16 protein-coding genes and 1 pseudogene are annotated in these 24,468 nt (G+C 36.8%); 6 read left to right on the top strand and 11 right to left on the bottom strand.

What is annotated here, in order from left to right:
* Nucleotides 1-117 precede the first annotated feature (117 nt).
* The 6 genes from HCX49_RS05030 to HCX49_RS05005 form a co-directional block, all read right to left on the bottom strand.
* Complete coding sequence (locus HCX49_RS05030; RefSeq protein ID WP_168126380.1) at nucleotides 118-1,290, bottom strand: peroxiredoxin family protein; 1,173 nt, start codon at nucleotides 1,288-1,290, stop codon at nucleotides 118-120.
* Between the two features lie 615 nt (nucleotides 1,291-1,905).
* Entirely contained in the window at nucleotides 1,906-2,313 is a 408-nt protein-coding gene (locus HCX49_RS05025; protein WP_168126379.1) for a hypothetical protein, read from the bottom strand.
* A gap of 246 nt (nucleotides 2,314-2,559) precedes the next feature.
* A complete protein-coding gene (locus HCX49_RS05020) occupies nucleotides 2,560-4,620 on the bottom strand; it encodes a glycoside hydrolase domain-containing protein (RefSeq protein ID WP_168126378.1) in 2,061 nt (686 codons plus the stop codon).
* 98 nt (nucleotides 4,621-4,718) lie between these two features.
* The gene (locus tag HCX49_RS05015; protein WP_168126377.1) at nucleotides 4,719-5,954 is read right to left on the bottom strand and encodes a YdcF family protein; all 1,236 of its coding nucleotides are present in this window, start codon (nucleotides 5,952-5,954) and stop codon (nucleotides 4,719-4,721) included.
* Between the two features lie 19 nt (nucleotides 5,955-5,973).
* Nucleotides 5,974-7,494, bottom strand: a complete 1,521-nt coding sequence (locus HCX49_RS05010) for a RagB/SusD family nutrient uptake outer membrane protein (RefSeq protein ID WP_168126376.1) — start codon at nucleotides 7,492-7,494, stop codon at nucleotides 5,974-5,976.
* 13 nt (nucleotides 7,495-7,507) lie between these two features.
* The gene (locus HCX49_RS05005; protein WP_168126375.1) at nucleotides 7,508-10,756 is read right to left on the bottom strand and encodes a SusC/RagA family TonB-linked outer membrane protein; all 3,249 of its coding nucleotides are present in this window, start codon (nucleotides 10,754-10,756) and stop codon (nucleotides 7,508-7,510) included.
* A 211-nt stretch (nucleotides 10,757-10,967) separates the two neighbouring features.
* On the opposite strand from HCX49_RS05005, the gene HCX49_RS05000 reads away from it, so the two are divergent.
* Nucleotides 10,968-11,564, top strand: a complete 597-nt coding sequence (locus tag HCX49_RS05000) for a GrpB family protein (RefSeq protein ID WP_168126374.1) — start codon at nucleotides 10,968-10,970, stop codon at nucleotides 11,562-11,564.
* A 720-nt stretch (nucleotides 11,565-12,284) separates the two neighbouring features.
* Nucleotides 12,285-13,163, top strand: a complete 879-nt coding sequence (locus HCX49_RS04995) for an AraC family transcriptional regulator (protein ID WP_168126373.1) — start codon at nucleotides 12,285-12,287, stop codon at nucleotides 13,161-13,163.
* Nucleotides 13,164-13,306: 143 nt separating this feature from the next.
* Here HCX49_RS04995 and HCX49_RS04990 read toward each other — a convergent pair whose 3' ends face one another.
* Nucleotides 13,307-14,473: an iron-containing alcohol dehydrogenase gene (locus tag HCX49_RS04990; RefSeq protein ID WP_168126372.1), complete on the bottom strand. Its 1,167-nt coding sequence runs from the start codon at nucleotides 14,471-14,473 to the stop codon at nucleotides 13,307-13,309.
* A gap of 65 nt (nucleotides 14,474-14,538) precedes the next feature.
* Nucleotides 14,539-15,414: a helix-turn-helix domain-containing protein gene (locus HCX49_RS04985; protein WP_206368247.1), complete on the bottom strand. Its 876-nt coding sequence runs from the start codon at nucleotides 15,412-15,414 to the stop codon at nucleotides 14,539-14,541.
* Nucleotides 15,415-15,852: 438 nt separating this feature from the next.
* On the opposite strand from HCX49_RS04985, the gene HCX49_RS04980 reads away from it, so the two are divergent.
* From HCX49_RS04980 to HCX49_RS25525, 3 genes and pseudogenes are all read left to right on the top strand, one after another.
* Nucleotides 15,853-16,881: a hypothetical protein gene (locus HCX49_RS04980; protein ID WP_168126371.1), complete on the top strand. Its 1,029-nt coding sequence runs from the start codon at nucleotides 15,853-15,855 to the stop codon at nucleotides 16,879-16,881.
* A gap of 351 nt (nucleotides 16,882-17,232) precedes the next feature.
* A complete protein-coding gene (locus tag HCX49_RS04975; RefSeq protein WP_168126370.1) occupies nucleotides 17,233-18,054 on the top strand; it encodes an aminotransferase class IV in 822 nt (273 codons plus the stop codon).
* Between the two features lie 142 nt (nucleotides 18,055-18,196).
* A pseudogene (locus tag HCX49_RS25525) lies at nucleotides 18,197-19,855 on the top strand (FAD-binding dehydrogenase).
* Between the two features lie 107 nt (nucleotides 19,856-19,962).
* Here HCX49_RS25525 and HCX49_RS04965 read toward each other — a convergent pair.
* Nucleotides 19,963-21,429: a PLP-dependent aminotransferase family protein gene (locus tag HCX49_RS04965; protein WP_317166808.1), complete on the bottom strand. Its 1,467-nt coding sequence runs from the start codon at nucleotides 21,427-21,429 to the stop codon at nucleotides 19,963-19,965.
* 112 nt (nucleotides 21,430-21,541) lie between these two features.
* A complete protein-coding gene (locus HCX49_RS04960) occupies nucleotides 21,542-21,934 on the bottom strand; it encodes a hypothetical protein (RefSeq protein ID WP_132767706.1) in 393 nt (130 codons plus the stop codon).
* Nucleotides 21,935-22,191: 257 nt separating this feature from the next.
* On the opposite strand from HCX49_RS04960, the gene HCX49_RS04955 reads away from it, so the two are divergent.
* On the top strand, nucleotides 22,192-23,259 hold the full coding sequence (locus HCX49_RS04955; RefSeq protein ID WP_168126368.1) for a DUF6688 family protein: 1,068 nt from the start codon (nucleotides 22,192-22,194) through the stop codon (nucleotides 23,257-23,259).
* A 104-nt stretch (nucleotides 23,260-23,363) separates the two neighbouring features.
* Here HCX49_RS04955 and HCX49_RS04950 read toward each other — a convergent pair whose 3' ends face one another.
* Entirely contained in the window at nucleotides 23,364-24,236 is an 873-nt protein-coding gene (locus HCX49_RS04950) for a hypothetical protein (RefSeq protein WP_168126367.1), read from the bottom strand.
* Nucleotides 24,237-24,468: the final 232 nt, after the last annotated feature.

Here is a 24,468-nt window from a genome sequence, read left to right as displayed (position 1 = left end):
TTTGACGAATGATTAAAACAAATTGTTAAGTGATTTTCAAGTCAAGGTGACAGATAATGGATTTCTATTTATAGGCAGGAAATTTATTAATCAACTTATTCTACATTGAAAGGATGGTTATTTAACTGACATAGTCATCATCTCTTCAAGAGAATCAATCAACTGCTTTTCTAAACCATCTGAATACCCAAAACTACTTTTAAAAACTTTACCTTCTTTATCAATCAAATAATAATAGGGTGAACCAAAAGCATGATAATTTTCTTTGATTTCTTTTGCATTGGATATAATTGGAAATTTGATCGGATTAGATTCACTATATTTCTGAACTCTATCTTTACTTTCTGCAAACAGTCCAATAACTTGAATTTTATCTTGCGGATATTTATTAATTATATTGTTAATAGTATTTATGGAAAGCTGGTTGGCTGGACAATCTATAACCGTTAAAAAAAGTAGGGTATTTTTACCTAAAAATTGGGAACTGCTATAATTCAATCCATCAAGTCCTTCTGCTGCCCATGCAGGACTCATCTCACCGCTCTTAAGTAATTCTTTCTTATCATTTTTAGCAATCTGCGCAGATGAGGGAGTACTAAAATTAGTGAGGTCATATTCAAGATTATTCTTTTGTACATTGCTAAATAATGTTTCAGAATATAAATTCAAAACCCCAAGAGAAATACCTCCGGCGGAAACCTCTCCCCTTAGCATATTTTTATAATAGACCGGACTAAAATTATTCTTATTAAAAGCGAAAAAACTATATTCAAAAGTTCGTTTTTCGGGTGTCTTAACATCGGACTGAACAAATCTAAAATAATAGCAGTTAACCCCATTTATTAGGGTGTCTGCTAAAAGCTGAATCTTATTGGAATTATTTTTTAAATAATAAGAGATGGAATCTATTTTACCAGCTAATCCAAATACCTCATTTCTAAGATTAATGTTTTTGCGAACTTCATAGGTGTTATTGTTCCCCAGATAAAATGATTGTTGACCATTAAATAAATTAGTAAACTCATACTCACTTGCTTTTATGTGTTCTTTTAATGCTATGACTTTTCGAGAAGAGTCTAAAATCAATTCGGTATGATGAACACGTTGCAAAGTATCTTCAGAAAAAAGTGATTTCTCTGAAGTTTTCGCGACATAACTGATACTTTTAAAAGAATTCCATTCATCAACAAATTTCTTGACCGACCTTAAATCTGTTTGATGTTGCGCAGCGATATTAGTTGTACTAAAAATGTTAAATATAAGAATGATTAAATAAAATAACTGTCTCATATAATTCTGAATTTGATCATAAAATACGGTTTAGGTAGCCTAGAAGGTTGACTTAAATATCGCGTTTAAAGCAACTCATCAATTTGATTATTGATCAGGATTAACAGTAGTAAAAATTTTAATAAAAAAAAACAATTGGTAATTATTATGATCTACACTTTTTTACTTAGCTAAATCTTATCAATAAAGATAATAGCAATACATGAATGTTCAAATTTTTAACGTGTTAATAAAGTGTTAAACAAAACAACTATTTTAGCGCCTATTCGAACTAAATGGTGATCACTATTAAAGGTTTATTCTGAACACTTTTATAAGGAGAAATTTCCTATAAGTCTTATTTTAAGTTTAATTTGTAAAGAAACAGACGAAAATTGATATTGATCCTAAGAATGCAAATATCACTAAACAAGCTGTACGATTTCATTAAGCTGCACGCTTCGGAGTTCTTAGACGGAGCTCACATCACCGTACTTCATAAAATTAGTATAATTATTTGTTATCATCATAATCGTGATGCCCTCTTTCGACAGCCATACAATCGCCTACGATTTGAAAAAGCAATTCTGATTAATAAGAAAAGAACATATCAGAAACTTAATAGCTTCTTATTGATCAATGAAAGATAGCTAGGTCTTTACGAACTAAATTAAAACTCTGATTGTCTTCTTTACCAAAAGAAACTTTCATTATTTTTGGAGCTGGCAGTTCAACTTTAATAAGTTTTATATTCCCATCAACTTTGTCCTTAAATGAATTAAATACTTCTTTAGAATAAATCTCCAGGATAAGTTCTTTTGAATCAGACTTCTTTATTCTATAAAGCTTCTGATAACTGTAAACTTGTTGATTTTTAACGAATTGAAAAGTGACAATGTTATCTCCTAAAAAATTTATACCTTTTAAAGATCCTTCACTCTGATTTTCCCAATTTCCTTTTAATAATTCTTCTGTCTTTATTGTTGGCTCATGGAAACTATAAAAAATAAATGCCAAAACAAAACTTAATACCTTTAATCCCATAATATATTAAATTAACCTCTCTAATTTACAAATAATCAAGTGATTAACAAAATAAATTTCGAATACTTTTTCAACAGATAGCTAAACCTATCGACGATTATTAAATTGATTGGTTCACCTCAAATTACCCTAAATCAACACGATTGAAATCTCTTTTTATAAGCTCATTTCAGTGCCAATACCAGATGCATAAAACACCCTTTTGGTGATCCAAAACGGGTGTTTATTAATCAGTTTAATAAGCTCTTAATCTCGCTGTTTTAAATCTGAAACCCAGATATTGGCTGTACCATAAGTAGAAGGTTCGGCGCTGGCTTCTATCTCCAGTAATCCACCTTTATCAAGTTCTTCATGATGTAACCAAATTCTGTTGATATCTTTACCATTGAGCAAAATCCGTTTGACATAGTTGTTTTTATCGTTATAGTTGAGCACCTTAATCTTAAGTTTCTGCTCTCCCCGCTGTACAACGATCTCTGGAAATAAAGGGACGCTGACATAATAAATAGGCTGTCCGATCAAAGGCTGATGTAGACCCAGTGCCGTCAATACAAACCAGCCTGACATGGCGCCGGCATCGTCATCCATGGTACGTACAAATGCTTTAGGTTGGTTCTTGTAGATTCGATCTATGAAGGGATCGATACCACGGCTATTGTCATTAAAGTAATATTGTATTACCGTATCCAGAGCCAGCTCCCGTATCAATGATTGATAGCGTGATGGCTTACTGCTGGCATAATAGGATGTGGGTGATTGTATATCGGGTTCGTTGGCGCGATTAAAGTAATGATGATCAAAAAAATCATTCAATTGTTCCGTGAATGCTTCTTTACCTCCCGCCAGATCTACTAATCCCTGCATATCAAAGGGTACATTCCAGCGGTATTGACGGATTGTACCTTGATACATATTTCTTGCTGACATACGGTCTACATCCGGACGATTGAGATCTTTAAATTCTTTTAACCAAACTGTTCTGTAACTACTTGCCCGGTCCAGGTAATGCTTCCTGTCTTCTGGCAGTAAACCTGCCATAGCCCACATATCATAAGCGGCTTCTAAATATTTATCTGGTTTTGAAAAATCAAAACGCAGCGTGTCGTGCACCAAGGAGTCACGGATAGCGGTTAGATTTATATCATATTCTTTTTTATGGGCATCTAAAAGCACTACCGCAGCGTGTTCTGTTCGAACAGAGTTTGCTGGCTCGTTTGGTCCTGCAAAATCAAATTTTCCATAACGATAAAGATCTGAAACCGAAGAAACAATATCCTGATACTGTTTAGGATAGAGCAGTTCTAACAGGGGCAACTGTGTTTTGTAATTGTCCCAGATGGCCCATCCATGATAACGTCTGCCTTTGGACTGGTGAACTTGTCCATCTGTGCCTCTATAGGTGCCGTCTGATTCATCAATCTGATAGGGTGACTGAAGGGTACGATAAAGCAACGAATAGAAAAGCTTCTCGCGCTCAGGATCTCCTTTGACTATAATACCTGACAGATAACTTTCCCAGCGATTATCGGAAGAAGTTTTTACCTGATCGTAAGTTTTATTGCTATTAACGTTTAAAGTGGCCTCAGCATAATTTGGACTTACAGCAGAAAAAGCGATCCGTAATATTGTTTTTTTCACCTGCTTTTCTAGATGAAGCGTCAAGAGATTATCCGTTCCTGTCCAAAGGTTGCCAGATGTGGCGGAGATTGCATAATGCACGCTGTAAATACCTACACCACACGTTGTTTTTGATCTGACAGTTCCTTTGATGATACCATTCTTGTCAATGGTATAGGTGTTGGATACAAATGCACCATTGACTGCATGTGCAAGATCTAATGTCAGTCCTTTTTCTCCTTCAGGAAAAGTATATTGATGAATTCCAAAGTTTTCATGCACTGCAAATTGTGCTTTTATACGATCCCTTAAGGCAATATCATAATATCCGGGTCCGGCCATTTCCTGCTCTTTAATCAGAGGTGTGCCATCATCCTGATGTCCCAGAAATGGCTTTACCAAAATGAGACCTCCACTCCCCTTACAACCTACACCTTCAAATCTATTGTGGGTAAACCCCAGTATTTCTTTAGCTAGGTGCTCATAACCCATATGCAACGTGGGATAGGTTTGAGGAGCGATACTCATCTGATGAAAAGGTGAAGATGCTGCCGGAGATAATTGCCCGTGATCTCCGGAAGATCCTAAAAATACATTTGTCAATTCAGTCTTTGACTGTGCGTAGAGTGCCAAGACAGGACTTAATATTATTAGAAAGCTGGCCGATAAGTGTTTCAAGTATTTTTTCATAACGCTATTTACAGGTCTCTAAAAGAGACCTGTAAATTACTGTAATTATGGGTTGAACAATGGGAATATATAAAAATTGAAGAAAGAATCAAAAACAGCTAAGGATCTAGCGGTTCATCCGGATCTATAGTTAGAGATTCTATACGAGGCTTAAACTCCACAATGACGTCACTGATGCGTTTTCCAAGCTCATACGGAATATATCCTAATTCTCGCATGCAGCGATCGGCCATATTTTGAACGGCATCGATATGTGGTACACTGCTGTTAACAATTGCAAATTTATCTTGCGGAAATCCATAAGTCAACAGGATTCGGGAAGTATTACGTAGATTGGTGGTGGTATGGCGCGCATGTGGATCGATCAAAATAGCTTCTTCGGGTACACCGAGTACCTGCATCAGGTATTTTTTCATCTCCAATGCTTCGATATAGGGTGTCTTGTAGGGATGTACCCGCCCACCTGAAACCATAATAAAGGGAGCCAATCCATCGAAGTAACTCCGTGCCGCCATTCTGGAACGCAACATTCCGCCGGGGCTGATAGGTTGACCGTATTGATCTGGTCCTGCTCCTAAAGTCAATAACAGGCTGTAAGGATAGCGACTAAAATCTGTTTTTCGGATCGCTTCATATGCTTTCTTATTTTCCAACTCCATCAAAGGTTCCAATTGTGCCACGTCCCATCTTTCGTTGACTTCCAATAGCCTAACAGCTGTCCAAAGTGACTCGTAGAAGGCTAACTTAGGTTGTTGCACATCTTTGAGAACGTCTTGGGCCACATCTTTAAGCAAGTATAAATATGATTTATTGGTAATATTAAAAGAAATCGAATCAATACGCGGATAATTTGGTTTCCTACCTCCGGCATAAACATCGATAACATAGTTCATTGCTTCTAGATCCTGCCTAAAGGCTCTAGCAAGGTATTCATCGGCTTTCTTTCCTTGTGACAGCCCATAGGTCTGTGAATCCATCAGACGCTTGCGGAATGATTGCCCTGTCTGGCTTTTAGTGTTTGCAGCAAAAATGTTGACCAAGAGATCAATCTCCTCTTGTTTCCACTTGAAAGCATCCATAAAACAGGCGACGTCTGGACATTTAGCATTATTGAGGTAGCGCGTATGTCGCTGTTTTAGTAGATTTTGAACTTCAGGCAGGGAAAATAATTCTCCGGTCAATACGCTGTCTTGACTTAAAATATAGGTGGCGTAATAGTTCTTGGCGATCACCCAATCTTGTGGGGTTCTATCGCTATGAAACTCCTGACCCAAGGATACACTCGAAAAGAATATACCTAGGGTCAGAAGCCATATGGTGATGGTATTGATCATTAGAATGATTTGTTACTATTTAATATCCTGTGTTTTGATACATTTTCTCAGGATTTAACTTATACTCGTCAAATGGAATCGGATAATAGCGATCCTTGATCGAGATATTGGATAGCTTGGCATTTCCATAATCGGACTGATTCTTCTTTTTAAAATAATCGACCAGAGCGTTTGCATCGTAATTACGGATAAGGTCAAACCACCTGTGATTTTCAAAGGCAAGTTCTACACGACGTTCGTGTAAAATAGCATCTTTCAATGTGGGGTATTTAGAGAAGTAGCTAGCATTAGTTCTTGAGCTTGCGTATGATGGTAAGCCTGCTCGAAGTCTAACTTCATCGAGTAAAGCAATCGCTTCTGCATCTTTACCTAAATTCATCTTTGCCTCTGCTAAAAGCAACATCACGTCAGCATAACGAATTAATATCCAATCATTCCCCCCTCTTCCTTCGGTACCAGCTACTTCGCTGTTGTCTCTAAATTTGGTAATAAACCAATCTTTAACCTGAGCGTGTTCTGCAAACTTGATAGAGAAACTTTTTCGTAAATCTTGCTCTTCATAATCTTTTACAAGATCATGCTTGACATTGCCTCCGATACCGGTTGATACAAATTTGGAGTTGATGTTTTCTCCCCTTGCCTGATTATTGCGTGCAATACTGGAACTGTAGTTTTGATCACCTTGTAAATATTGAACTTGCAGAACTAATTCTTTACAGGTGCTTTTCTTGCTGACATCAAAAACATCTGCATAAGGGATCTCAGTGAGTTTGCCAAAAGTACGCATGCCGTATGATGCCGCGAGATATTGCTCTGCTTTTTTAAAATTAGCCTGCTTGTCACCCGTTAATGTAGCTCCCATAGTCAGGTAAACTTGTCCTAATATAGCATTGATAGCGGCCTTGGAAGTGCGACCTACGGCATACTGCCACTGTACATTGGGCAGGTTGCTGTTGAGTGCTTCTGTCAAATCGGCAACAATCTGCTGATAGACAACAGCTTCTTTCTGTCTATGCGCAATTTCGGCCGCTTGCTCTTTAGTCGTGATCTCGACGGTTGACAACGGAATATCACCAAATTTGCGTACCATATGGAAATACAAGAGGCCTCTAACAAACTTGGTCTCGGCAATGTATCGTTCTTTGACCGCATTGTCGGCAAATGTTACACGGTCGATATTGGATAATAAAGTATTGCAACGTGCAATGCCATCGTACATCGCTGACCAATGTGTTTTGATATAGGAATTACTCGGTAGTATGGAGAAATCATTAAACTGAAAGGGTTCGCCTGCATTAGATTGGTTATCATCACGGCCTGTATTGTCCGAACGCTCTTCACTGTAAAGCGCACTGGACTCACCGATAGTGCTTCCCGAGCGTAATGCTTGGTATAAACCATTAACAGCCAATAAAACGTCGTTTTCTGACTTGAAATATGCGCCAATAGTAACCGCGTTGGGGTTATCCTGATTTAAAAAACCTTTATCGCAGGAGGATAGTGCTAAAAGAACGAAGGGTAATAAATATCTTTTTTTCATGATAATCGATTTTTTAAAATGTAACTTTTAATCCAAGATTGAATGTACGCACCAAAGGATACAAACCGTAATCTACCCCAGGAGTCAGATTACCGCGTTGATTGTAGTCGGGCTCTGGATTGTAACCTTTATATTTGCTAATGGTAAATGGATTGTCTACACTTGCGGATATCCTTACACCTGAAAGAGCTAACTTATTGGCAGTTGCAGTTGGTAAGCTGTAACCTAATATAATATTGGTCATCCTAAGGAAAGATCCATCTTGTAGGTAAAAAGTAGATAGACGGGTGCTGTTGCTCTGCGTACCACCCCTTGAAGCACGATATACTTCACCATTGCCTGGGTTTGATGCCGATCTGTACCGTTGGGCAACGTCTGCATATTGATTGCCTGAACCTTCCATATTATATAAGTAATAGTCGTAACCATCCAATACTTTATTTCCCTGTGATCCATTGAATGAGGCTCTCAAGTCAAAGTTTTTATAACGTGTATTGATCGCAAATCCGTAGGTGAAATCAGGATGTGGACTTCCGATAACACGTTTGTCTTCATCATTCACAATGCCATTTCCGTCAACGTCTTCAAAATAAAGATCTCCTGGTTGCAAAGGATTAGTTGATCCTGCAGATGGGGCAACACTTTTATAGTTTTCTTCGGTAGCTACTCCCAATACTTTGAATCCGTAGAACATACCAATAGGACTGCCCTCTTGTGTAATATGCGTGATATATGAGCGTTCTGCCCCATTTGTCATAATGGTAGATCCGCCACCAAGATCCAGTACTTTATTGCGGTTGACATTGATGTTACCGCTAATACCTAAATCAAAGTCTTTTTTACGCACTAAGGCAGCATCGACTTGAAGATCAAATCCTTTGTTTTCAACTTTACTATTAGGCAAGTTGGTCAAGATCGTTGTTGCTCCTGATACTGCGGTGATCGGTTGATCGAACAACATATCGGACGAACGACTCAAATAAATATTACTCATAATATTCAAGCGTCCTCGGAAAAGTCCTAAATCCAAGCCAGCATTGTATTGTGAGGTGGTTTCCCAACCCAATTTCGGGTCACGTAAATCTCCGGGAGCAAGTGATGTTTCCACTTTGTCACCAATAATCACACCTGTAGGTGAATTGTATGTGGTTTTAGCCTTATATTCACCAATATTGTTGTTTCCACTTTTACCCCAACTTACTCTTAGCTTCGCAGTAGACCCCTCTCCTAGCCATGCATCATAAAAATCTTCTTTAGAGATGGTCCAACCTGCAGAAACGGAAGGAAATGTTCCCCATTTGGTGTTAGGTCCAAAACGAGATGAACCATCCGTACGGAAAGATGCAGATAGAAAATATTTGGATGCATAACTGTAGTTTACGCGGCTAAAATACGACTGCAGTGTTGTAATTCTTTTATATGCATCGAGTAGTTGAAAATTTGATGGATCTGCACCTTTGTTGGTAATCTCTTCAATAGCATCGTTTTGAAATCCATTGGCGCGAACAGACATGTAATCGATATCTGTCCTTTGAGCCGAATAACCTAACAGGGCTGTCACTTGATGTTTTTCTGCAAATGTCTTATTATAATTTAAGGTCGTTTCAACTAACTTATCAATTTCACTAAGCGTATTGGCGTCGGCATATGCTGCGGCTTTTGCAGAATTTGAATAGGGTGCATTATTACCATTTGAAATACTTGTCGGTCTATAATAATCGTACTTCTCGTCATAAGTTGCTAATCCACCATTTACTTTTAGGCTCAAACCATCAAAGATTGAGAAATCTGCAAAAGCATTATATAAACCGCGTTTTCCGCGTCTGTTATTTTTGATCTCAGTGACGTAGGCCAATGGATTTTCTGGATTTTGGACGCCATAGTTGTTACCTGAAAGATTTGCCATCAAAAATTTAGCGTAACTACCATCTTCATTATAAACAGGAAGTGTAGGTAAATAAATTAATGCGGCCATAGAAGGACTCCTATCATAGCGGCCTGTGGTCACTTCGTTGTTATCGTTGTAGGTGAAAGAGACATTGGCTCCGACAGTAAGTCGCTTACTTACCTTAGCATCGGTATTGGCTCTAAAATTAAAAACCTCCTGCCCTGTACCCAACATAATACCTTCCTGATTTTGATATGAAGTACTTAAAAAGTATCTGTTTTTATCGTTTCCACCATAGGCAGATATATTGTGTCTTTGAAAAGGTGCATTTCGGTATAAGGCATCTTGCCAATCGGTATCATATTTTGCTTTCTTGGCCAAACCTGTCGAAAAATCGTAGTATTCTTCTGGAATCGATACTGAACCGCCATTACTTACGCGAGCAACACGGTCGGCATTGCTATCTAAACGCATATTTTCATTCCAAACCAATCCTCTTCCTGTAACTAAATCTTTATAGGCATTATTTCGACCATCAATCAGTAAATCGATAAATTCTTCAGAATTTAATAGATCTATCTTTTTTGATAATTGTCCAAAACCACCTAATACTTCGTAATCGATATTACTACGACCTTCTTTACCTCGTTTGGTCGTAATAAGGACAACACCGCCAGCGGCACGAGAACCATAGATTGCGGCAGAAGCGGCATCTTTAAGGACATCAATGGTTTCAATATCATTTGGATTGATATTTAAGTTGTTTCCCGAAGGATAGCCGTCAATGACATACAAAGGATCCGATCCTGCATTGATAGATCCCATTCCACGTACCTTAATTTTTGTTCCTTCATAAGGCGCGCCACTCGTTTGCATAACTTGCACACCTGCTATTTTACCGACTAAAGCTTGCGACAGCTTAGGTGATGTCAGGTTGAGTTCTTCTGCTTTTACACTTGCAATAGCTCCTGTCACATCAGATTTACGGATTTTTTGGTAACCTATGGAAACCATTACTTCCTCGAGTTGCTGCCCTTCTGAGGTCATCTTAATCTGAAATCCACTTTGGGAAGTAATGGTCTGTTGTGTGGTCGTATATCCAATAAATCGAATAGAGATGGTATCTCCGACTTTTCCGTCCATCACAAATCGACCGTTATGATCTGTCTGATAGTCTTGTTGGGTGCGCAAATTGCGGACAGTCGCGCCAATAATGGGTTGACCAGCTTCATCGAGCACGGTTCCGGATAGCTGCTGTTGAATGTTAAGTTCACTTTTCAACAATGCTATTCTTAAATTGCTTGCTTCTGTAGGTAGTGAGTGGCATGTAAGTGGTAATAACAGCCACAATAGTCTAGATGATTTAAAGTACATGAGTTTTGCCTTTACAAATAAGATTGATTAGCGGCAAAGCTATACGTTGCGTGTTAAATAGGGATTACCATAAGCTTATGAAATGATTAACAATCATGTGCATCGCAACTGGAAATAAAGACCGCACAAGAACAAAAACAAGTCTTGATGATCGTGCATAACATGAATTTAAACTTATTCCTTAATTTTGGAATTCAAACCGACTCCAAGCATGGAAAATAAGAAGATAAAAAAGGTCGTTGTGGTACCCTATTCTGTAAATTGGGCTACTGAATTTGAAAAACTTAAATCAGTTTTCCAGAATTGTTTGAAAACGCTGATACGCGGCATTGAACATGTTGGCAGCACCGCTGTACCTGGTCTCTCCGCTAAACCTATTATCGATATTGATATTATCATCAGCAATAAAGAAAAATTTGATGAGATCAAAAGTACACTCAAAAAACTAGGTTATACTTATTGTGGTGAAATGGGTATTCCTGGAAGAGAGGCCTTTAAAAGAGATGACCAATTAACGCCTATGGATGGTTCCGGCTACCTCTGGTATGAACATCATTTATATGTTTGTGTTGAAAATAGTGAAAGTTTAAAAAATCATTTATTGTTAAGGGATTATCTCCGCGCAAATCTGAATGAAGCACAAGACTATGGTCGATTAAAAACCGAACTAGCGGCAAAGTATCCTGATGATATTGATCATTATGTAGAAGGAAAAACAGCCTTTATTCTTCAAATTTTGAAAAAGTCAGGTTTCGATCAAGAAGTCTTATCACAAATAGAACTGCAAAATAAGGCTATGAAGTTATAGCATATGTAGATCGAATACAATTCTACTGTCTAATATCGTTTAATTTTCTTTTTTTATTTGTGCTTAATATCTGCGCGAATATCCCAAGCGCACACACTGCTGTTGATAGCAGAAAACTTCGTAAACCTATTTCTCCTATAGAAAATAGAACTATACTAACGGTTTCTAATAAAATATAAGCTATAATAATGATTTTCGAATATTTATTCATAATGTTATAATTTGGGCTGTTCTATCAATTTAGTTTATCAGTATAGTGCTCTACATCTTTTAGAAAAAATAACAGATCCATTCAAAGTAATTATCTTTCGTCGAAAAAGACACCTACAATTATGATCAATGATAACCTTTCTTCTCCTAACCGTGTTTCTTAAATTGTAATTGTGGTTTACAGTCTTAAGATAGGCATCATTTTTTTAAAATAATATTAATAGTGCAAAAATATATTTCCCGGTTTAAAAACTATGTGGTGAGATTCTATAGTGCATTGCAAAAAAACATTAGAATAAATCAAATTAGCAGTAGTAAGGATAATTTTTTTTGATGATTTTCACATAAGAGAATTCTTACATAGATGTAGTACGATCGTTGTGCTTGCTCGCGCGTATCTTGTTCATTCACATTACGAAAATTTTACCTGTTCGATCTTGTAAGTCACAATAAAAATCTCGCTGTAATGATTTCTTATTTTTTTATATTGAAAAAACACACAACCTTGTTATGAAACCCATTTTTGCAAAAGTAATGGAAACGGTGGGGGAAGATTTGTTTGCAGTACGGGTAACACAGCAGCAAGCATTCTCTACCGATTATCATTTTCATAAAGAATGTCAATTGACTTATATTGTGCAGAGCCAAGGTAAACGTTTAATTGGTGATCATTTCGATTATTTTATAAGTGAAGACCTCACCTTAACTGGGACGGAGCTCCCTCATGTATGGTTTACTGATGTTATTGAATCGGAGAAGGAACATCATGCTCATTCTATTGCCTTGTTTTTTGATCCGGACCGTTTAGTGGAAATCTTATCATCATTTCATGATACTGAGAAATTACAGGCATTTCTGCTTCTATCTAAAAGGGGGATACGCTATGAAGGAAAATGCAAAGAGCAGATCAAAAAATTATTGTACAAGCTTCTGGATGCTCAAGGATTGAAAAGAATAATTATATTTCTGCAAATCATCGAAAAACTACAAGATGCATCGGACAAAAATGTTTTATGTCACATTGAATACTCAAATATTCACTTTCCTAACAACGCTCTAAAAATTGATAAGATAGTTCAATATGTACTGACCAATTATTCGAGAGAAATCAGTTTAGAGGAAATCGCTCTAGCAATGAATTTAAGCAAAAATGCTTTCTGTCGTTATTTCAAAACTCAAACTCAAAAAACATTTGTGCAATTTGTCAATGAAGTACGCATCATGCAGGCATGCAAATTAATTGTAGAAAATCAACTTTCAATACATAGAGTTGCTTACGATTGTGGTTTCAATAGCTTATCAAATTTCAATAGAGTCTTTAAGACGATTAAAAACCAAACTCCCAGTGAGTTTAAAAATGCTCTTTATGAAGTGACTACGATTTCATGAACTCGTATTACAAACTGCTTCTTAAATTCCATCTCTTCTGCGTTTAAGAAAATAAACAGGGAATCATATAAACTCCCTGTTTTTTAAATTCTTTACAATGGTTCTGCCTGTATGCAAAACTATTGTAAAGAATGCTGATCGTATTAAGCATTTACAACTTCTTCCAAAAACACAACTCCCTCGTAACAAGCATTATAAATTGCCTTCAATTCTTCTAAAGAAGGAAGACGTGGATTGAATCCTGTACATGGATCTACCAGTGCATTTTGAGCAATAAAATCCAAATTTTTCTCCCAAAGTTCTTTTGAAATACCAAAATCTTTGATGGAAGCTTTGTTATTCACTTCAGAGCGTAAACGTTCAATAGCTTGTGCTAATCCTTCTGCTGTCTCTTCACCTACTATTTTCGCTAAATCTGGATAACGTGTAGTTACTTGGGCATTATAGCGGATTACATTGGGCAGAAAAATCGCATTGGAAGCTCCATGAGGTATTCCATATAATGCTCCTACCTGATGTGATAGCGAGTGTACAATTCCTAACCAAGCGTTATTGAAAGCCAAACCGGCCATAAATGAGGCATCATGCATATTTTGACGTGCTGTAATGTTATCCGGATGAACGACAACTTCGCTAAGATTATCAAATACAAGCGCTAAACCGCCTTTTGATAATGCATCAGCATAATTGTTTTCAATGTTGGAAACATAAGCTTCAACACAGTGGGTCAATACATCAAGACCTGTATTTGCTGTCACATGGGCAGGCATAGACGCGCAGATTTCTCCGTCAACAATAGCAATATCTGGTGTAAGTTCGTAAGAAACAACCGGATATTTGACACCTTTCTCACGATCTGTAATCACAGCAAGGCCTGTTGTTTCTGTTCCTGTACCGCTTGTTGAGGGAATCGCTATGAATTTGGCCTTATTTCTTAAAACCGGAACTGTAAAAGGTTTTATAATACTATCAAAATCAATATCAGGATATTCGTAAAAAACCCACATCATCTTAGCTGCATCAATAGCAGAACAGCCTCCCAATCCGATAATCCAGTCGGGTTTAAATGCTTGAATCTCCGCTGCTCCCTTTAAACAAGTTGTTGAAGAAGGATCTTCTTCAACGCCCTCGAAAACACTTACTTCTACCCCTGCTTCTGCAAGAAATGAAATGGCTCTATCCAAAGTACCACTTTTTTTCATCGAGCTGCCACCGGTTACGATTACAGCTTTTTGACCTTTGATATTTTTCAGCTCTTCAAGACTTCCAGCACCATGGAAAACCTCACCTGCAATAAATAATTTACTCATGTTTATATTTTTTTGTACTTGACAAAAGTACATGAGCAGGAATTACCACTGTTATACAAATGGGATTATCCGTTATAAATTTGCGACAGTTCCTGCTGCAGCTGTGTAGGTGTTTCTTTTAATTTGGAGCGCACAAACTTGTTCAATGCTGATGGCGAATTAAACCCTAGATCAAAAGCTATCTCTTTGTGTGCTAGATCGGAAAACATCAATTGCCTTTTAATTTCCATTAAAATACGATGATGAATAGTTTGAATAGCTGTTTCACCGCAATGTTTTTTGGTGATGGCATTTAATTTTTTTGTCGTTATCATCAGTTCCGCCGCATAGTACTGAACTGTACGATGTTGTTTGTAGTGTATATTCAACAATTTCTTGTACTTGATATAAATGGGCTTATCGCTAGTTTCCTGATACATTATGGGATGTAAACCATGGACAGATTCAATTAATCCGAGTAGTAAAATTTTAATATAAAATCTGGCTTGCTCCTTTTTAACTAGAGAGGGGTTCTGATAAACATCTTGAATAATATTGATCATCCCGAGACTCCGCTGAAAATCTGCTGCGGCAAGCATCGTGCAATTGAGCTGGGTGGAAAGGTTAACATTGTATGTACTCAATTCATTTTTCAAAATATCGGAACAGAATAATATTTCTTCAAATAGGATGATCTTACCTTTTAGATCTATACTTTGATTTGCGATTAAACTCACCTGCTCTGGAAATATCACGGCAATCTTACCTGCTTTTAGTTTATGGATTTTATCTTCTACACTCATTTGCATGGTACCATCTTCAATCACATAGATGCAAAAATGATCCTTTTTATGCGCTATTGTATATTGATTCAAATTTTCTTTGGTTAAATCAAACACTCTAAAAGACAGATCCTGGTCTTCCTTCTTTTGCTGATTATCTTTTATTTTTAACTTCTTCAAAATCCTTCGCTTTGTTTCTAATACATCGGGGCGGTAAATCTAAAAAAACTAATGACACTTAAACGTAAAAAATTAAAACGTCCTCGATTCAAAGGATACGAAATTAAAAAAAGAAGTGCAGCAACTGATCTGATGATTTCATCTTTACCTTATAATAGTATATAGTACTTTACGTCAAAAACTAATCATACTACTAAATTCATCCTGCCATAAATTCCCTATCGTTGAATCTTTGTCTTATTTTATACCGATATGTAAAAAATTAGTGCTTAGCAGCATAAGATAGATCAAATTGTTAAAAAACTAACCCTAGTATTTCGTAAAGTCATGATCAAAATCTGAATATCGATTTCCAAGTAGCGATAACTAATTAAATCATTCGTAAAAAAAACATAAAATGTAAAGAAGTTATTTATCTTTGAATTTCAAATCAATAACATGATAAATAAATTACCCTTGATAGCGCTATGTTTATTTCTATTTGCTTCATGTAATAAAGCAAAGGAAGATAATCTAATCACTCACGAAGAAAAAATCAACCCTTATTTTACAGGTATAGATCTATCTAATACTGCTCATATAGATTGGAGAACTAAGGATCTTACAGACAACTATTATATGCTCGGCTACGGTTATGATATTACGGGTAAATATGCGCATCCTGCATCTACTAGAAACAAAGTAATCGATGTTGAAGCATTTGACAAGGATGGTGGAACGATCTTTCAAAGTTTCAGTTCAAGCGGTGGTCCTAAATTAGAAATAAGTGGAAAAAAAGAAACATGTATCCAGACGATGGGGCAAAGAGCGGGGCTTAGCAGCGAGGAACTTGCTAAATATAAACATATTTTTAGAGAGACTTTCAAATCAGCATTTAAGAATGATACAACATTTAGATCAATAGATTATGAATATGAAGGGGTTTCTCAAGTACTAGTATATGCTACTTTTGGAATCTTTGAAATGGATCTCAATGAATTTCAATCTAAGTATCTAACCTCAGCGTTTAAAAATGATCTGGAGACAAAAACAGCCAAAGAAATAATAGCTCTTTATGGAACACATGTTTTAAAGAAAATTGATGTTGGACAACGAATGGATTACCTCTATCGTCATAATCAAGCGTCTAATGGAAGAAAGTGGTTTATACCAACGATGTATAAATATTTTATGCCCACCCCTTCTACTTGGACAGAAACACCGAAAGAAGCCGCTCCATTAAAACAGAATTTAGCTGTTGAACTGGTTGGAGGAAATAAACTAGCGCCCAATTTTTGGATGATCGATGTCACGAATTACACCGGAGAAAAAATTGTTTCTCAGGAATGGAATAATATTTCGAAGACTGCTCCTACCCTGGTTGATTTTTTTAAAAAAGATGGTGTAATTCCAATCTATAAGTTTGTAAAAGACGAAACAAAAAAACAAGCGCTTATCGAAGCTTACAATGCATATCTAGGGCTGTAAGTATATATAAACTCGGCTAAAAGATAATCTGCGAGCTCATCTATTTTAACGCTGAACTGTTACTCGTCGAATACCATAGAATGGGACTTGTAAAAAGTTATGAAAATGGTGAATTTGATCTGAAATCATTAATAAAAAAGAATGAGTTTGATTTTTTTGAAAACGACCATTGCGCATGATGAACAATATAGTTCGCGCTAAATCTCTTAAATTAAAGGTGATATTCTTTACCAAATACAGGTTACTTTGCGGGTAAAGTTCAAATTAAACACGTGGCTAGAACTTGTTTTTCAATGGAGGATTGTATAGGTTTGTGTTCGCTAAACATTCAATATAAAAAAGTATATGCAAATGGGCTATTTGATCTTCAACGGAAAATTAATTCCTGAAAACGAAGCAAAATTATCAATTACGGATCTTGCTCTTGTGCGCGGCTACGGTATTTTTGATTTTTTCAAAACGGTACACGGTATTCCAGTATTCCTAGAAGATAATCTAGATCGATTTTATCAATCTGCTGAGCTGATGGATCTACCTGTAAATTACTCCAGAGATGAACTGAAAGCTCAAATAAAAAGTTTGATGGAAGCAAATATGATTCCGGATTCTGGTATTAAAATTTTATTGACCGGCGGATATAGTAATGATGGGTATAGTATTGGTGAGCCCAATTTAATTATCAGTCAACAAGCTTTAAAAAGAAATTTAGTGTTGGAAAGTAAGGGTCTGAAACTACTTCCTTTTCACTATCACCGTCCATTTAGTCTCGTCAAATCTATCGATTATGTGATGGGTATACAGGCACTTAAGGCAGCTAAATCGCAGGGGGCTGACGATGTGGTTTACATACAAAACGGCTTGATATCGGAATGCCCGCGTGCTAACTTCTTTTTAATAAGTCAAGATGGCAAATTGTTAACTGCTGGTGAAGATGTTTTACAAGGTATTACCCGTAAAAAAATTATCGAATTGGCAAAAACTATCATGGTGGTTGAAGTCCGCAATATTAGCATTGAGGACATTGCATCGGCAAGTGAGGCATTTATTAGTTCAACTACTAAAAATATTACTCCTGTAACTGCTTTATTGGGTTATAAAGAGTTTAGCCCAGCAGCAGGACCTTTAACAAAGCGCCTTCAGGAATTGCTACAGGAATTGGTTTACGGTCATTAATAATTCATCATTTATCCGGTAAGCGGACGACGCTGGTATTTATAAAATTCTATGCTATACCACAATAACTGACACAGTTCTAAAAAAATAAGATCATACTGTTCAAAATTTCTTAACTTCAAGAAAGCTAAATTATGTTGACATGGAACAGTATGCAACAATTATCATTGGAAGTGGATTATCAGGACTCGTTACTGCATATGAAGCGACGAAAGCCGGTAAAAAGGTGCTTATTTTAGATCAGGAAACTGAAACGAATATGGGTGGCCAAGCATATTGGTCATTTGGAGGTCTTTTCTTCGTAAACTCTCCACAACAACGAATTTTGGGGATTAAAGATTCTTTTCAACTTGCTTATCAGGATTGGGAAGGTACGGCTTCGTTTGATCGTCCTGAAGATTTCTGGCCTCGTAAATGGGCTTCTGAATATGTTAAATTTGCAACAGAAGAAAAATACAACTATGTTTCGGAATTAGGAATGAAGTTTTTTCCGATCGTCGGCTGGGCTGAACGTGGTGCTGGTTCAGCTTCGGAACATGGCAATTCTGTACCCAGATTCCACATTACATGGGGCACAGGAACTGGCGTGGTCAAGCCTTTTGTTGACAAAGCATATGAAGCTCAAGAAAAAGGTTTGCTTACGTTCAAATTTCGACACCGTGTGTCGCGGTTATTGATCGAAAATGGAGTTATTGTCGGTGTCGAAGGTGATATTCTTCAAGCTGATGATAAAAAACGGGGTGAGAAAACTAATAGAAATTGTATCGGTGAGTTCTGTTTTCGTGGAGCACACATTGTCATCGCTTCGGGTGGAATTGGAGCCAATCTGTAACTTGTGAAAAAAAACTGGCCGATTCGACTGGGCTCTCCACCTCAACATATGGTATGTGGAGTTCCAGATTATGTGGATGGCAAGATGATTGAAATCGCGGAACAGACTGGCGCACACGTCATCAACAAAGACAGGATGTGGCATTATACTGAAGGTCTAAAAAACTGGAATCCCATCTGGTCGAACCACGGAATTCGTATTCTACCGGGGCCATCTTCAATTTGGCTCGATGCAACGGGCAATCGGCTCCCCGCTCCTTTCTTTCCTGGCTTTGATACGCTCGGTACGTTGAAATTTATACAAGCTACGGGATACGATTATTCGTGGTTTATTCTCACTCAAAAAATTATTAAAAAAGAATTTGCACTCTCTGGTTCTGAGCAAAATCCAGACCTGACCAATAAAGATTATCGACTCATTCTGAGCAGACTTTTTGGGAAAGCTGCTACAGCGCCTGTGGAAGCTTTTAAAACTCATGGCGATGATTTTATTGTCGCAACAAATCTGGAGGAATTGGTGACAAAAATGAATCAGAAAGCAGGAAACGAACTGCTCGACTATAATACGATAAAAAAACAGATTCAGGACCGGGACCGTCAACTTGACAATAAATTTAGCAAGGACATACAGATCAACTACATCCAGCATACGCGAAAATATCTCGGCGATAAACTTGCCAGAACTGCAAAACCACATAAAATTCTAGATCCTAAAAATGGTCCATTGATCGCTGTACGTCTGAATATTCTGACTCGAAAAACGCTAGGTGGCATTGAAACCAATCTAAATGGTCAAGTGCTTGACGCGGAAGGTCATGTCATGCCGGGATTATTTGCTGTTGGAGAAGCTTCTGGATTTGGAGGTGGTGGAATGCACGGTTACAGGGCTCTGGAAGGAACTTTTCTAGGGGGATGTATTTTTTACCGGAATGAAAACTGGTCAATATATAGCAAAACAATAAAGAGATAGCCTAGGCCGAACAAATCTGATTTTTAATCTAAATGCAACTAAAAATCAAATCATTAAAGCAGACCATATAAAGTCTTACCACCGGAAGAATACCGAATAAGAAGTGTTTAAAAAGCATTCTTCACGATCGTACCCAGCCGTTTCAGATCGGTATGGATTCGTTCGTTCCACTCTAAAGCAAAATTTAACCGCATACAGTTATGATAACGGTCCTGAAGTGTGAACATTCTACCTGGCGCAAAGCTTATATTCTGGCGGATAGCTGTATCAAACAAGGATGCTGTATCAATTCTTTTATCCAATTCGAGCCAAAGCACGAATCCGCCCTGAGGGTCGGATATTTTAGTATTGTCCGGAAAATATTCTTCGATAGCCCGTTGGTACTGAAAGCAGTTTGAATACAGCTTATTTCTAAAATTTTGAAGGTGATGGTCATAACGGCCATGCTCCATAAAATCTGCAATAACCTCCTGATATAAAACAGGTGTTGAGATGGTCTGCAGCAGTTTTTGCCGAATGATCTTCTTCTTGAATTTTCCCGGCGCTACCCACCCTACACGGTACCCCGGTGCCAGTGTCTTTGAAAAGGAACCGCACCACATGACTATTCCAGCTTCATCAAAGGCTTTACAGGGCTTAGGTCTATTGGTGCCAAAGTAAAGGTTACCATACAGGTCATCTTCGATCAACGGTATATTTCGTTCGGTAAGCATCTTCACCAGTTCGATTTTGTTTTCTTCTGGCATAAGACTGCCTAATGGATTACTGAAATTTGCGGTGAGGCAACATACATCTATTTTAGAAATAACTTTCTTTAATGCGTCCATATCGATCCCACAAATCGGATGGGAAGGTATTTCGATCACATGAAGTCCAAGTGACTTGGCTATTTGAATTGTCCCGAAGTATACAGGTGTTTCCATTGCGATCGTATCGCCTGGCTTTGTCACGGCTAACAAACAATTAAAAATGGCATTCATGGCTCCGGAAGTGGTCACCAGATCCTCTTCAGTTAGTTGTCCTTCAAACTCCATGCTCCATTTGGCTATGCTTCTTCTTAAATTAATACTTCCCTGCGCAGGTTCGTAACTGGTCCCGCCGTCGTCAAGTTTTCGTATCACATTCACAATTCCTTTATTTAGTTTTGCTATAGGAAGCATGCTTTGTGCAGGAACGCCTAAAGAGAACTGTGTCAGATTTTCTTTTTTTAGCGAGTTATAAACTTTATCAATCAGATCTTCCTGGTCGTGCTCATTATCCGAGGCCTGTAATCGACCAACTGAGGGAAGTGATAAACGTCGTTGCGCTATTTTACTCACAAAATAACCAGATCGAGGTCTAGATTCAATCAGAGACCTGCTTTCTAACTCTAGAAAGGCCTGTTTAACCGTATTGATACTCACATGATACATCTTCTGAACCACACGCAGCGAAGGGAGTTTATCACCTAATTGCATCGTTCCGGAGACAATCTGTTCTTCAATAATATGAGCAATCTTGAGGTATAAGGATTCTTTCTTCATGGACTTATATGCTAATAAATTATCTTCCGCTATTTTTTTCTTATTATTCACTGCCTTCAAATTGTTGGATATTGAACACGCTGCAATTTACATATTTTAGGATATCATATGTATCCAACAGCACCTATGCTATATGTTTTAAATATTCACTTTTTCATTCAGTTTAAAGGTTGAGCCAATCAATAAGTCGTTCAATCGCCAATTTAAGTTTAGAGATGCTATGATCATCATCTCCGAATGTCTGGATAAAATTTCTTTTTGCTTTGATTTCTAATGCTTCCTTAAATTCGACTTGATGAAATTCTGATAAAAAGTAACAAGTCATTTCCACCTTGTTTGAATGATTAATAATTGCAGATGCATAGCCAATAACTTCTTTAGCCTGCATGATCACAGCTAAAGGGAGTCCAAATTCGGCGGTCAAAATATTTATCCTTGCGTCCTTTCCCTCAAAATCGGATTTCTCCTTGTGTTTTTTATATAAAGAAACCACAGGGCTGAGTTCGGACAAATAAAAATTTACAATCTTAAATCCATTAATTTCATTAGTCTTCATCTTCTTGTTGTATTGGTGATAAGCAAATTTAAAGACTCTATTTCTTTGGGTACAGATACAGAAATACTAATTTTCATAGGTACAGCTAGTATTTTTTATACGAGTCCTAACCATTAATTTTACACATTTTAAAACGGCATCTAGGAAAAAGAATATAATCAGTAATAAAACTCATTGAGAACGCAATACCTTTCCTTATTTTGATTATATTCATGAAAAATTGTACCCCTTAACTATAAACTAAAGTAGAAAAGCCAATGGAGTTTCTGATCATATTTTTTCTAATTTCATTTCCACTACTAGGATTTTGGGTTTATAAACAGTTGCGAAAGAAAGCTAATACCTCTACTAAAATTACGGAATACCTTATCATTGTGGCTTTTTGTATTTCGATTCTACTATTTGTTTTCGGACTTATGCTTTATGGCTCGCACTATAAGGAAGCAATAGATATTGTCGACGGCGGTTACTCGCCATTTGCTTTAGAACATAGCTTGACATTAGTTACTTTTTTTGCACTTGCCATGTTTGGAATTATAAAGCTATGGTTAAAAGGAAGATCAGCACCTCCACTTCTATTTGTACTGTCACTGATCTTTGTCATTATCGGAATAATTATGAGCGTTGCTGTCTTACTACAGATCTCATCGAATACGCAATTCTACGATTCCTGGTTGTTCTTTTTCCTACCCGTCACATATACGGTAACGGCGTTTATTTTAATTTTTAGATGTATCGGAGAAGAAGCTATATCCGCAACAAATAAACATTACTCGAATAAATTTCTTAACTACCTGAATACGAAAATGGCGAATGTGAGCCATCAACCCGTTTACGTTCTGGTCTTTCTTATTCCTGTTTTTGTGATTATTGTTGCAATATTAGTTTTATTTGGACAGGAAGTAAATTCCATTACAAAAGTATTTACGGAAACGACTACATGGAATTTTTCTACCAAAACTCACCCACCTTTTTTAGATCATAGGGGACATTACTTATGTACTGTAGCTGTTTGTGGAGATCCAACGATTGTAAAACCACTTCGCTTAGGGAAAAGGTATGGAAATGAAATTGTTGTCAACAGACAACTACTCGTTGCCAATGCTTTCGAGGAACTAATTTCAGATCATTTTCCATCTGTACATCAAGTCATCAGAAGATTTTATGATCGTTTTGGTTATCCTTTATCAAAAAAGATTAATACGCCTCAAAAATCTAATTTGGTATACAGATTGATGAAACCTCTGGAGTACTTTTTTATCTTTTGTTTGTATTTATTCACTGAAAAACCTGAAGAGAAGATCGCAAAACAATATGCTTTATAGACACTAACAGCGCTTTTAAATCAACTTTATATCGCAGTTATCATGGTTATTTTTACTGTTAAAATGTAAACAGAGATAATTCCGATCAAATTTTATTAATCCATTTAATGATTTGGTTCAGCATGAATTTCATAACCGAATCCATTTTCCTTCCAGGAATCTTTTTTTAAAAGAGCCATATTTGAAGTTTTACCGAGCCAGATTTTGATCACCTGCTCCGCTCTTACACCTTTCTTAAAAAGCTTTTTGAACTTGGCATATATACCTTTAGTGGTTTCATCATATTTAGGTTCTCCATATAGGGAGGATATATGTGTTGTCAATACTTCCAGTTCTCGTTTTCCTATTTCAGGATTAAACTTTCTATAATCCAAATGCTCAAATCGCACATTTAATTTCGAGAAAATTTCTTTACCGATTTTATTGCTGTAGACTTGGAATTCATAATCTTGTGTTCCATTGTTGGTGTAGCCTATGTTTTGATTCGGATCACCACTCAGCTCACTCCATTTAAGGTGCAAAAAGTCTCCATCTCCAGTAATATGGATTGCTGCAGAATCTTTTACAACTAAGTCCTTTCCTCTATACCCCTTTAAGTAGGTTTTATAATTTCCTGGTAAATAAAAATAATGCCCCCAAGCTGTAGTAAACCGATATCCTCCGGATTGTTTAACGACAAGATCCAGTTTCTTGGGACTTCCTTCAACCTCCCATGTCAGCGAATCTAAATTTTGATATTTTAAGGGAATTAGCATTGATCCGTTTGGTCCATTATAAGTACTATCTTTTAGTTCAAACATCACCATCTCGTAGAAATTTTGATTGCTCTTATCTGCAACTATTCTGATCGGCACTTTTTCTTCTTCGCCAGTAGGATGTTCGACATCAATTTCGTCGACAAGTGAACCAAGTTCTTTGTCAGAACATGAAATTAGTAAACAGCTTGTTAAAAGTAATAAGCAGATTTTTCTAACCATAATTTAAGTCTTACTTGGGAGTCTACTCAAAAATAAGAATTAAAGCTTTATATTACAAGTTGATCGTGAATATTTTAACCGTTTTTTCATAAAAAACCTTTGAAGTATGTAGTAAAAATAATATTATTTGTCCTTTCCAATTATTTATACGCTTATTACACCGATTTTATTCTGAAAGCATTTCACAATTTTCTTAGATTGATTATTATATTTGCATTGAACCGAAACACTA

The organism is Sphingobacterium sp. B16(2022), from assembly GCF_012030425.1.
In the GTDB taxonomy this organism is placed as follows: domain Bacteria; phylum Bacteroidota; class Bacteroidia; order Sphingobacteriales; family Sphingobacteriaceae; genus Sphingobacterium; species Sphingobacterium anhuiense.
Note: the sequence above shows the minus strand (reverse complement) of the source record. Positions and strands in the feature narration are given on the sequence as shown.